Origin of the sequence: Pseudomonas sp. FP2196 (assembly GCF_030687715.1) — a bacterium.
In the GTDB taxonomy this organism is placed as follows: domain Bacteria; phylum Pseudomonadota; class Gammaproteobacteria; order Pseudomonadales; family Pseudomonadaceae; genus Aquipseudomonas.
The window spans coordinates 2883388-2896023 of sequence record NZ_CP117445.1; the positions used below are offsets into that span (position 1 = coordinate 2883388).

8 protein-coding genes and 1 pseudogene are annotated in these 12636 nt (G+C 60.6%); all 9 read right to left on the reverse strand.

Annotation, left to right across the window (positions count from 1 at the left end; all coding sequences use genetic code 11):
- Window positions 1–27 precede the first annotated feature (27 nt).
- Window positions 28–2796, reverse strand: a complete 2769-nt coding sequence (locus PSH79_RS12930) for a malto-oligosyltrehalose synthase (protein WP_305443464.1) — start codon at window positions 2794–2796, stop codon at window positions 28–30.
- Complete coding sequence (gene malQ, locus PSH79_RS12935) at window positions 2793–4871, reverse strand: 4-alpha-glucanotransferase (protein WP_305443467.1); 2079 nt, start codon at window positions 4869–4871, stop codon at window positions 2793–2795. The genes PSH79_RS12930 and malQ overlap by 4 nt, the downstream gene beginning before the upstream one ends.
- Complete coding sequence (gene treZ / locus PSH79_RS12940) at window positions 4868–6670, reverse strand: malto-oligosyltrehalose trehalohydrolase (protein WP_305443468.1); 1803 nt, start codon at window positions 6668–6670, stop codon at window positions 4868–4870. Before treZ ends, malQ begins: the two co-directional genes overlap by 4 nt.
- A gap of 17 nt (window positions 6671–6687) precedes the next feature.
- Window positions 6688–8274 carry a glycogen synthase GlgA gene (gene glgA, locus PSH79_RS12945; protein WP_305443469.1) on the reverse strand — a complete coding sequence of 529 codons (1587 nt, stop codon included), beginning with the start codon at window positions 8272–8274 and terminating at the stop codon, window positions 6688–6690.
- A gap of 544 nt (window positions 8275–8818) precedes the next feature.
- Window positions 8819–9772 (reverse strand): D-2-hydroxyacid dehydrogenase family protein, encoded by a 954-nt coding sequence (locus tag PSH79_RS12950; RefSeq protein WP_305443471.1) that lies wholly within the window; start codon window positions 9770–9772, stop codon window positions 8819–8821.
- A gap of 13 nt (window positions 9773–9785) precedes the next feature.
- Complete coding sequence (locus PSH79_RS12955; protein WP_305443473.1) at window positions 9786–10826, reverse strand: alpha/beta fold hydrolase; 1041 nt, start codon at window positions 10824–10826, stop codon at window positions 9786–9788.
- Between the two features lie 87 nt (window positions 10827–10913).
- Window positions 10914–11348 (reverse strand): YqaA family protein, encoded by a 435-nt coding sequence (locus PSH79_RS12960; protein WP_305443474.1) that lies wholly within the window; start codon window positions 11346–11348, stop codon window positions 10914–10916.
- Entirely contained in the window at window positions 11348–11794 is a 447-nt protein-coding gene (locus tag PSH79_RS12965; protein WP_305443476.1) for a DUF411 domain-containing protein, read from the reverse strand. The genes PSH79_RS12960 and PSH79_RS12965 overlap by 1 nt, the downstream gene beginning before the upstream one ends.
- 165 nt (window positions 11795–11959) lie before the next feature.
- Window positions 11960–12487: pseudogene (locus PSH79_RS28170) on the reverse strand (methyl-accepting chemotaxis protein); the annotation flags it as partial.
- Window positions 12488–12636 lie beyond the last annotated feature (149 nt).

Sequence of the window (12636 nt, forward strand, 5' to 3'; positions counted from 1 at the left end):
CGCAATGCTCCTGAACTGAACTCATGCTTACGTTAAGTGTTGGATAAAGAGATTGACCGGGACATCCCCCAGCGCGTCGCTGACATTCAGCTCCCTGTTTTTTGTGACTGCTGTGGTTGCAAAAAGTCCCTTCAGATTTTTGTCAGAGGCGGCGAACGGTAAAACCACCCGCGTATCGCCCCAGCGCAGCGCATCGATTTGCGGGACGGCACTGTTTTCCAGCAGTGCCGCGCAGCGAATCGGCACGATCACGATGGCTTGCTGACCTTGATGTTCGCGGGCGAACGCGAGCACGTGGTGCGCCTGGCTACCCAGCACCTCCAGAGCCTGATACGTGCCACGCCGGAACAGCTCGGCGTGTTCAGCGCGCAGGTTCAGCACTTGGGCAATCAAGGCTTGCTTGATGCGACCGTCACGCCAGTTCGACAGCAGGTCTGTGATCGGCGCCTGCGCCGCCAAAGCCTGCTCCCGAGCGGGGTAATCCACCGGCCGGCGGTTGTCCGGATCGACCAGGCTGAAGTCCCAGAACTCGTTGCCTTGATACAAATCCGGCACCCCCGGCACCGTCATGCGCAGCAAGGTTTGCGCCAAGCCGTTCAGTGCGCCGGCCGCCGCGATGCTGTTGACGGTCTTGCTCAACGCCGCGCGCAGCAATTCACCTTCTTCACCGGTGAGGAGTTTTTCAGTGAACGCTTGCGCTGCGTCTTCATAGGCTTCGTTGGGCGCGCTCCAACTGCTTTGCAGCTTGGCTTCACGCAGGGCTTTCTGTTGCCATTGCCAGATGCGTTTGGCGTAGTCGGCAAAACCCGCCTGATCACCGTCGTGTAAATCCAGCGGCCAACTGCCGAGCAGTGCCTGGTAGAGAATCAGCTCATCACCGGTCGACGGCATTTGGTCATCGCTGCGCACGGGGCGGGCGAGGGCGCGCCACAGTTCAATCTGTTCGGCATACCAGTGGCTGCGCTCGCTGAGCACCGCGAGGCGCGCGCGGGTATCTTCGCCGCGTTTGTGGTCGTGGGTGGCTGTGGCCAGCAGGTTGTCGGGGAACTGGCTCAAGCGTTGCTGATTGATCTCGTGGAAATCGCTGACTGGCGCGCTGAACTGCTCGGTGTTGTAGCCGACGTCATTGCGCGACAGCAGCACCGCCGAACGATACAGCGCGGTGTCTTCCACGGCTTTGGCGGCCGCCGGGGAAGTCAGTTGCTGGAAGCGCACGCAGGCATGTTTGAGGATTTTGCGCGAGCGTCCGCGTGGCTTTTGTCGCCATGGGGTGCCACCGAGCCACGCTGCAACGCAATCGAGCACCGGCCAGTCGCCTTCGCCCAGTGCCTGCCGCGCACCGTCCATGGCCTGCTGGAAAAACACGTCATCCTGCGCCGAGCGACCCATTGCGCTGATGTAGGTGCGATACACCGGGAAGTGCACGATCAACGCCTGTAACACACGGCGAATCGCGCCGAGGGTCAGGTCGCGGGTCATCAGGTCATCACGGGCCACTTGTAGCAGCGCCTGGGCGACGCTTTCGCAATCGCTGGCCAGCGAGCCGTTGAGGATCTGCTGACGCGCCAGTTGTGCTTCTTCGATAAACGCGGCAGGGCGTTCGGTGCGGCGTTGCCACAAGTCGCCCAAGACGTATTCGCCGTCCGGATCGTGTTGCAGCAGCGACAGCTGATTCATGAACTCGTAACCGGTGGTGCCATCCACCGCCCAGTCGCGGCGCGGGGTTTCGCCGGCACCGAGGATCTTTTCGACGTAGATCGGCAAGTGCCGCCCCGGCGCCAACAGGTCGACGCGCCGACGCAGTTTGCGGCAGTAACCGCGCGGATCGGCGAGGCCGTCGATATGGTCGATGCGCAAACCGTCGACCAACCCTTCGGCGATCAACTGAAAGATTTTGCCGTGGGTCGCTTCGAACACCGCCGGACGTTCGACGCGCAAACCACCCAACTCATTGATGTCGAAGAAACGCCGCCAGTTGATGTCGTCAGCCGCCGTGCGCCAACTGGCGAGGCGATAACTCTGGCGCTCCAGCAACTGATGGAGCTTGTGGAAGCCTTTTTCGGTGGTTGAGTCGTAATGCTCCAGATTGCGCTGGATGGCTTCAAGGATCTGCGGATCTCTGGCCAGTTGCCGCAGCTCTTCCTTCAGTGGGCCGGCCAGTGAATGGGCATTGGTCTGATAGCTGAGTGTACTGAAATGATCGGCGAGAGTTTTCAGCGCATCCTCGGGTTTGAGCAATTCGCCGTAATCGTTCGGGCAGATCGGGAAATGGTGGTCGTAATGTTCGACGTGGAAGCTGCCGTTTTGCGCATTGAAATGCAGCTTCAGCGTGCCTTCCTGCAACGCGACGCCGTAATCGCTGCCGAGAAACGGCAACAGCAACTGGCCTTCCATCAACGGATCCGGCGAGTGCCATTGAATGTCGAAGAACTCACCGTAGGGGCTCAGGCGTCCCCATTCCAGCAGGTCCAACCACCATGGATTGTCACTGCCGCCGACCGCCATGTGGTTGGAGACGATGTCGAGGATCAGGCCCATGTTGTGTTCGCGCAGGGCGCTGACCAGATTCCTTAGCGCGGGTTCGCCGCCAAGTTCCGGGTTGACCTGAGTCGGGTCGACCACGTCGTAGCCGTGCATCGAGCCTGCCCGCGCCGCGAGCAGTGGTGAGGCGTAGATGTGGCTGATGCCCAGACGGGCGAAATACGGCACCAGCGGCACCGCTTGTTCGAGCGTGAAGCCTTTGTGAAATTGCAGGCGCAGGGTGGCGCGCAACGGCTGGATGAGCGCTTGATTCATTGGTCACGCTCGGCTGCCTGAAGGCGTGCGCACGCCAATAGTTCAAGACGCCGCGCGGCATCCGCACCGTCGAGCAACGCCTCGCTGGCGCCGGGCAGGCGCCGCGACCAGTTCGGATGCGTATCGATCGTGCCTGGCAGATTGGCTTGTTCGTCGATGCCCAGCGCGTCTTCCAGCGGTAGCAACACCAGCGGCGCGCGGGTATGCCCGAGGAAACGCACGCTGGCGTCCACCACCTGATCGGCCTCGTGGGACTCCTCGCGAAAGTTCTGCGGGTCCTGGCTCAACGCTCCGCGCAGGCCTTCGCGTTCCCGTTGACGATGCCGGCGCCATTCGATTTCGCCGTTGCCATCGACAAAACCCAGTCGCGAATTCCAGTCGATGTCGCGACCATGCCACCAGCCGTTTAGCGTCGGCAGATCGTGAGTGCTGGTGGTCGCCAATGCGTTATCCGGCCAGTCGAGAATCGGTTTGAAACGGGTGTTGTCCTGTTCGAACAACAGCACGCGCATGCCGAGCATGGAGCGGGCAATGAGTTTTTCCTGGAGACCGTCGGGCACGGTGCCGAGGTCTTCGCCGAGCACAATCGCTTGATGACGATGGGATTCCAGTGTCAGCAAGCGCAACAGATCGTCCACCGGGTAATAGAGGTAGGCACCGTCGGCCGGTGCCGCGCCGTTGGGAATCACCCACAGGCGTTGCAGGCCCATGACATGGTCGATGCGCAAACCGCCGGCGTGAGCGAAGTTCGCGCGCAGCATTTCGATGAACGCGCGAAAGCCGTTGCGGATCAGGCCTTCGGGGGAAAACGCGGAAATTCCCCAGCCCTGACCGGAGCGATTAAGGATGTCCGGCGGCGCACCAACGGTGAGCGAGGCGAGCAGTTCGTCCTGAAAGCTCCAGGCCTGACTGCCAGCGCCATCGGCACCCACGGCAAGGTCGGCGATCAGGCCGATGCCCATGCCGGCGCTGCGCGCGGCGGTTTGCGCACGCTCCAGGCATCGGTGGATCAGCCATTGGCAGAATGCAAAGTAACCGATGCGCTCGGCATATTCTTCGGCAAACGCTTCGAGGGCGGCGCCGCGCGGGTCGTGCCAATGTTCTGGCCATTCGCGCCAGTCGAGGCTTTCGCCACGTGCGGCGCGCATTTCCTGGATGGCTTCGAAGCGGCAGTGATTTTCCAGCGCCTCGCCACCGGCATGACGAAAACTGGCGAAGTCGGGGTGCAACGGATGATCGCCCGCAGTGAATCCGTCGTACAGGGCTTGAAGCAGTTTGTGCTTGGCCTCGGCAGCGGCGGGCCAGTCGATCAGTTTCAGATCTTCCAGTTTCGCAAACTGCTCGGCCAGCCCAGCGCTGTCGATCGCATCGCGCAAAGCCCGCTCACCGAGAATTGCGCCGGGCGCGGCATACAGGGAATTGAGAAACAAACGGCTGGATGGCGAATAGGGACTGTAGCGCCCGGTGTCGGCGCTGAACATTGCGTGCAGCGGGCTGATCGCCAGTGCGTCCGCACCGCGTTCACCGGCCACCCGCGCCAGTTCTTCCAGTGCCTGGGTGTCGCCGAAGCCACCATCGCCGGGGCGACGCAAGCCATATAGCTGCACGCTGAGACCCCAGGCGCGAGGGATCGGATTGTCTACCGCGTCGCCGACGCTGAAGCAGCGCTCAGGAGCCACGGCAAGTGTGAAGTATTGATCGTCAATGTGAACCTGTTGATAGCCGACCGGGATCAGGCCGGGCAGTACCGACTCGGAATCGAGTTTCAGGTTCATGCGCGAACCGTCTTCAAGGTGGATCTCACACGGGGTCTCAGGCTTGAAATAACGCGCAAGATCAACGCCGACGCCGACATCACTGGTCAGCAGCGGCGGCAAGTGACGGTCTTGCTGGACCTGTTGCAGTTCAAGCAGGCTGGCGTCGATTTCCTGGGAGGTGCTGGCAGGGTGGCCAAGGCCGATCAGGACATTGCGTAACACCGCCGGAGCGACTTTTTGCGGGCGGCCATTGGCGTCGATCCAGTCGACGGCCAGGCCGGCTCTGCTTGCAAGAATTTCCAGTTGCGCATCGCTCATAGGCGCTCTCCATCCAAAGGTTGCAAAGGGGTTGCGGCCGTGAGGCTGACAAGCGCGCAATACGGGGGCAGCAGGCCCTCATCCGACAGTTCGCCTGCGGGTGGCTTTTGAAAAAGCCACACTGCGCCGGACCGTGGAGGGTTGACCACCGCCGTATCACTGAGGTTCAGGTCGATTCGCAGCTCACTGCCATCGCCCAGGCGCCAGCGTGCGCTGACGGCGCCATGGCCGAGCATTTGCGCTCCCAGCGCCTGAGTACCAGACAAGTGGGGGATGATGTGTTTATGGCGCAATTGCAGGAGTTGCCGGTACAGCGCGAGGGTTTGCTGTTGCAGTGGCGTGCCGTTTCCAATCAGCCGTGGCTGTGAGGCATGGAAGGTTTGTTCGGCGTTAGGATCGGGAATTTGCTCGCGTTTTTGCGGATCGTTGAAGGCGCCGAACGCAGCGAATTCGTTGCGCCGGCCCTCGCGTACCAATTCCGCCAGTTCGCCGTGATGGCTGGTGAAGAACAGGAACGGCTGCTCGGCGGCAAACTCGTCGCCCATGAACATCATCGGGATCATCGGCGACAGCAGCAACAGCACGGTTGCTGCCTGAACAGCGCGGGGATCGGCCAGTTGATGCAGGCGCTCGCCAAAGGCGCGGTTGCCAATCTGATCGTGGTTCTGCAGGAACAGGACAAACGCGGTCGAAGGCAGATGTTCACTCGGTTCGCCCCGGGGTTCGCCATGTCGGGTGATGTGGCCCTGAAACACGAAGCCCTGACTCAGACAACGCACCAATTGCTCGGTGGGTTGCAGGGCATAGTCGGCGTAATAGGCATCGGTTTCGCCGGTCAGCAACACATGTAAAGCGTTATGGCCGTCGTCGTTCCACTGCGCGTCGTAATCATTCTCCAGCAGGCTCGATTGATTGAGCTCGTTTTCCACGGTCAGCCAGACATGACGGCTCGGGTCGATCTGCTGGCGGATTCGCTGGGCCATGTCACTGAGAAAGTCCGGATCTTCGATGGCGTGCACCGCGTCCAGGCGCAGGCCGTCGAAGCGGTATTCGAGCAGCCACATCAACGCGTTTTCGATGAAAAACTCGCGCACCTCGGTACGTCGAAAATCGATCGCCACGCCCCACGGGGTATGTTTGTCCTCGCGAAAGAAGCCTTTGGCGTAACGGTGCAGGTAATTGCCATCGGGGCCGAAGTGGTTGTAGACCACATCGAGAATCACCGCCAGACCATGGCCGTGAGCACTGTCGATCAAGTGCTTGAGTTGTTCCGGGGTGCCGTATGACGCTTGCGGCGCATACGGGAGGACGCCGTCGTAACCCCAGTTTCGATCACCCGGGAACTGCGCCAGCGGCATCAGTTCGATGGCGGTGACACCCAGCTCAACCAAGCGTTGCAAGTGCTGTTCGACCTCGGCAAATCCGCCAAGCGCACCGACGTGCAGCTCGTAGATCACCGCTTCACTCCACGGCCGGCCTTGCCAGGCGCTGTGTCGCCACTGATAGGCCAGCGGATCGACTACTACGCTGCGGCGGTCCAGGTCGCCGTCCTGTGCTCTGGAGGCTGGGTCGGGCACCTCAAGTTCGCCATCGATGTTGTAGCGGTAACGCGTGCCCGCCGGGCAACGGGTCTTGATCACAAACCAACCATCGGCCTGCGGCAGCATTGGCAGCGACTGTCCGTCCTCCAGCTCCACGCTGACGTAAAACGCATCCGGCGCCCAGAGCGCAAATTGTGTGTGTTCGGCGTCCTGCATGATCGCGCCGTGGGGCCAGTTCTCTTGGGTCCGTAACGGCATCGTGGAAAACTCCCTGATTATTTGTGGTGTGCTTTACCCAGCGCCTTGGCGACCAGTTGTTCATAGAGTTCAGCGTAGGGTTCGACCGCTTTGCACCAATTGAACGGCGCGGCCATGGCCCGGCAACGCATGGCGTTGAGCAGTTCTGGAAAGGCAAAGACCTTGAATGCGCGGCTCAGAGCTTCGCGGTAGCTGTCGGCGGTAGACTCGTCGAACAGGAACCCGGTGACGCCGTTTTCGATGGTGTCGGCCAGCCCGCCGGTGTTGCGTGCTACCGGCAACGAACCGAAGCGCTGGGCGTACATCTGGCTCAAGCCGCAAGGCTCGTAACGCGAAGGCATCAGCAGGAAATCGCTGCCGGCAAACATCCGGCGGGCGTCGGTTTCGTTGAAGCCGATACGTACGCCGACCTGGCCGGGAAAGCGCAGCGCCAATTCGCGCATGGCTTGCTCTTCTTCCGGCTCGCCACGACCGATAATCGCGATCTGGCCGCCGTTCTGTACGATGTACTCGGAGACTGCCTCGGTCAGGTCCAGGCCTTTCTGATAGACCAGACGCGAGACCACTGCGAACAACGGGCCTTCGGAGTCGTTCAGACCGAAAAGGTCGCGAACGTGAGCGGCGTTGACTGCTTTGCCTTCCCAATCGCCAATGGCGAAGGGCGCGAATAGATGTGGGTCAGTGGCCGCGTCCCAGCTCTCATCAATCCCGTTGGGGATACCGCTGAGCAAACCCTGCTGAGTCTTGGCGGCGAGAAAGCCGTCGAGGCCGCAACCGAAATCCGGGGTAGTGATTTCCTGCGCGTAGGTGGCGCTGACCGTGGTGATGTGGCTGGAGTACGCCATGCCGGCCTTGAGGAACGACATCTTGCCGTAGAACTCCATGCCTTCCTGTTGCAGGGCATGATTGGGAATGCCGAGCTCGGGGCAGGAGCCGAGGCTGGTGACGCCTTGATAGGCCAGGTTGTGAATCGTGAACAGTGTTGGCGTGCGCTGCCCACGCCAGTGCATATAGGCAGGGGCCAGGCCGGCCGGCCAGTCATGGGCGTGCACCAGATCCGGGCACCAGTGGATTTGGGCCAGATTGGCGGCGATATCGGCAGCAGCCAGACCCAGGCGAGCAAAGCGAATGTGGTTGTCCGGCCAGTCGCGACCGTTGTTGGCACCGTAGGGCGAACCTTCGCGCTCGTAGAGCTCAGGGCAGATCAGCACGTAGATCACCAGCCCGTCCGGCATGTCCATGCGTCCGATCTTGCACGGTGGCAGCGCGGCGTGGCCGCCGAGTTCGCCGATGATATGGATCGGGTTTTCGCTGTGCATCACCTGCGGATAACCGGGGATCAACACCCGCACGTCGTGCAGATGGGCCATGGCGCGAGGCAGGGCGGCGGAAACGTCACCCAGACCGCCGGTCTTCACCAGATCTGCGATTTCCGAAGTCACGAACAATACTTTTTTCTTGTTGGGATTCTGACTCGCTACCGGAGTCAGCGTCTTGGTGCCGGGGACGCTGATCGATCGGCTGCCGGGAACGCTGACGGTACTCGCTTCGCCTACTGACTGCTGAGCACGCTCTCCCTGAATATCCAATGCCGCACTGATCATATGAATCTCCCGTCTCGTTGATCTGATTCTTGTCTTGAACAAGCGATGTCCATGGCCAAGTCCTGTGGCCGGGCGCAAACGCGCCTCGCATCGGTGAGCAAACGCTACCCAACACGCGCTAGCAGAATGGGTGGTGAGGCCATTGCAAGGAATGAACCAGTCGTGTTCCCCCTGCCTTTCAGATGACCCGCCGTCTTCGGCAAAAGTTTCGATTATTTTGCTGTGGTGTGACCGGCCGGTTTCGCCCCGCGAAAATCAGTCTAGGCCAGATACTAGAGCGGGCGAGGGGGAATGGGTAAATTGTTCGACAATCGGTTGGCGAGGCACGGAAACCGTGGTGTGAGGATGGAAACGCACCGACGAAGTGCAGGTTTTTTTGCGTAGTGGGGGCAAAACAGTGACTGAGCGGTCACGATTTTGTGCTGGCGGGAAGATGAGGTGCACTGTTGTGGTGCGGACAGTTTTTTGATGGGCTGACAACAGAAGCCACCTGTAGGAGCTGCCGAAGGCTCGGGCCGCGTTCGGCAACTCCTACGGAGCCGTGTTAATTCAATATACGAACAGGATTACCTGCGACCCAAGATTGAATATCCTCGATCATCTGCGAAAAGAACTGCGCATAGTTCTGCCGACTGACATAACCCACGTGCGGCGCGGCCAGCACGTTATCCAGTGTGCGAAACGGGTGCAGTGCCGGCAGTGGCTCCTGATCGAAGACATCCAGCGCTGCCCCGGCAATACGCTGTTTCTGCAAAACCTTGATCAGCGCCGCTTCATCGACGATTGGCCCGCGAGCAGTGTTCACCAACAGTGCAGTCGGCTTCATCCAGCCCAGCGCCTGCGCATCGACCAGCCCGCGACTGCGTTCACTGAGTACCAGATGCACTGACAGCACATCGGCCTGTTCGAACAGTTCCTGCTTGCCGACATAGGTCACACCCACCTGCGCCGCACGTTCGGCCGTGAGGTTTTCGCTCCAGGCAATCACCCGCATGCCGAACACCTGGCCAAACTGCGCCACTCGCTGACCGATACTGCCCAGTCCGAGAATACCCAGCGTCTTGCCGTGCAGATCGCCGCCCAAACCTTGCTGCCAATGGCCTTCGCGCAGCGAATTGACTTCGTTCACCAGATTGCGCGTGGCCGCCATGATCAGCGCCCACGTCAGTTCCGGCGCGGCGTGTTTGTAGCTGTCGGTGCCACACACCTTGATACCCAATTTTGCCGCTGCCTGCATGTCCAGCGCGGCGTTGCGCATGCCACCGGTCACCAGCAACTTGAGATTGGGCAAGCGCTTGAGCAGGTCTTCATCGAACCGCGTGCGTTCGCGCATTACGCAGATCACCTGGTACTTGCCCAGTCGTTCGGCGAGCGTGGCGTTGTCCGCCGGGTAATCATGTTCGAATGTCACTTCACCGATGCTGTCGAGGACCGACCAGTCGACCACGTCGCGGGCCACGTCCTGCCAGTCATCGATTACCGCCATCTGCACCGCCATCAGTCCTGCCTCATCAACGAACGGGATTGGTCTTGTCCAGCCAGCCGAGCAGTGCCTTGTGGAACTGCGCCGGTTCTTCCATCTGCGGAGCGTGGCCCATGCCGGGAAACTCCACCAGCGTCGACTGCGGGATCAATTTTGCCACTTGTTTGCCGAGCACATCGTAGTGACCGATTTTCGCTTTCAACTCGGGCGGTGCCAGATCCTTGCCGATGGCGGTGGTGTCGGAGGTGCCGATGAGCAGCAGGGTCGGCATCTTCAAGTCCTTGAACTCGTAGTACACCGGCTGGGTGAAAATCATGTCGTAGATCAGCGCCGAGTTCCAGGCCACCTGGGTCTTGCCCGGGCCTTTGCTCAGGCCTGCGAGCATGTCGACCCAACGATCAAATTCCGGTTTCCAGCGGCCGTCGTAGTAAGTGGTGCGCTCGTAGTCGCGGATGCCTTGGGCGGTGACTTTGAGTTCGCGCTGATACCATTGATCCACCGTCCGATACGGCACGCCGAGGGCTTTCCAGTCTTCCAGACCGATCGGGTTGACCAGCGCCAGTTGATCGACCTGATCAGGGAACAACAGCGCATAACGGGTAGCGAGCATGCCGCCGGTGGAATGGCCAAGCAGGGTGGCTTTCTGGATGCCCAGCGCTTTGAGCAACTGCTGAGTATTGGTCGCCAGTTGCTGGAAACTGTACTGATAGTTGTCCGGTTTGCTGGAGGTGCAGAAACCGATCTGATCCGGTGCGACCACACGGTAACCCGCTTCGCTCAGGGCCTTGATCGAACTGTCCCAGGTCGCCGCACAAAAGTTCTTGCCGTGCATCAGCACGACGGTGCGGCCGTTGGCCTTGCCGTGGGCAGCAACGTCCATGTAACCCATTTGCAAGGATTTGCCCTGGGACTGGAAGGCGAAATGTTTAAGCGTGTAAGGGTATTCAAAGCCCTGCAACTCCGGGCCGTACGCCGGGCCTTCGGCCGGGGTGGCTGCGGCATGGGCAAACAGGGGCAGGGCGGCGGTAAGGAACAAGCCCGGCAGCCAGCGGGAAATCGTGACAGACATAAGGTCAAACTCCGTTTGAAATCGGCCGATGCTGAAATGGCCGGATTAGGGCGACATTAAACACAGGCAATCTCCGGGCCTGAATGTTCAACCGAGCCAGCCCAGCGTCAGCATGGCCAGTACGGCATAACGTGCGCCTTTGGCGAAGGTGACGATCAGCAGGAAACGCCCGAGCGGCTCGCGCATCACGCCCGCAATCAGGGTCAGTGGATCGCCAATGATCGGCAGCCAGCTGAGCAACAGCGACCAATGCCCGTAACGCTCATAGTGCTTGCGAGCCGTGGCCATGTGCCTGGCGCTGACCGGAAACCAGCGTCGATCCTGAAAACGCTCCAACTCCCGTCCCAGCCACCAATTGACCAGCGAACCAAGCACATTGCCCAGCGTCGCCACTGCCAGCAGACCCCAGATCCAGTAATGGTCGCTGACGATCAACCCGACCAGCAATGCCTCCGACTGCAGCGGCAAAAGCGTCGCCGCGCCGAATGCCGCAAAGAACAAGCCGATGTAAGCAGCGCCCATCAATGGGCCGGGTAGTCCGCCACCACCACGTCAGCGCCGTCCTTTTTCAGGCCGATCACTTGATAGGCGTCGCTCATGCCGTCCATTTCCATGCCTGGTGAGCCCATCGGCATGCCGGGTGCGGCAACGCCGAGCAAATCGTCACGCTTGCTCAACGCCAATACCTGTTCGGCCGGCACATGGCCTTCGACGAATTTGCCGTTGATGATCGCGGTGTGGCAAGAGGCCAGGCGCGGCGGCACGCCATGCTGTTGTTTGAAGCTGCTCATGTCGCTTTCGACATGGTCTTGGACTTTGAAACCGTTGGCTTCCAGATGGCTGATCCATTTTTTGCAGCAGCCGCAGTTCGCGTCGCGATGCACTTCGATGGGGATCAGGTCGGCGGCTTGCGCCAGGGAGGAGATGAACAGGGCGCTCAGGGCGACCAGACGCAGGTGGCTTCGCATGATGGGCTCTCGACTTGGATGGCAGCCAAAAAGAACGCATTTTGACCGAATTATCCTGTCCCGCATCAACGCAATGTTACAAGTTGATACGGCGCAGGCTGGCAGGATGATCGTAGATCAACCCTGACAGCCTGCTGAGCGAGAGATTACAAATTTGTCAGAGGTTTAACTTACCTTGAACCGGCCCATGATCGCACTTACGCGGCTATTGGCTTCCAGCAGCTGACGGGTGTTGAGTTCGCTGGCTTGGCCGCTTTGCACCAGTTCATCGACCATGTGCCGGATCTGCACCATGCTGCGGTTGATCTCTTCGGTCACTGCACTCTGTTGCTCGGCGGCGGTGGCGATTTGTGTGCTCAGGCTGTTGATGTGGCTGACGGAGCCGGCCATTTCATCCAGCCCGGAGTTGACCCGTGCCGTGGCATCGGCGGCCGATTGGCAACTGGCTTGGGTGTTTTCCATGGCGCTGACCGACGAACTCACCCCTTGGGTCAGGCGAGTCAACATCTCGTTGATTTCCGATGTGCTGGCCTGGGTTCGGGCGGCAAGGGCACGCACTTCGTCAGCCACTACGGCAAAGCCACGACCCTGCTCGCCGGCACGGGCCGCTTCGATCGCGGCGTTGAGGGCCAGCAGGTTGGTCTGCCCGGCAATTGCGCCGATCACCCCGAGAATCTCGGTGATGCGCTGGGCGTCCTGTTGCATGTTTTCAACTTTGTGGGTGGCGCTGGCCACTTCGTCGATCAACGCCACCACGCTGTTGGTGGCTTCGCCCACCACCACCCGCGAACGGTCGGCGTTTTCGTTGGCGCGCTGGGTGAACGCAGCGGTTTCAGCGGCGT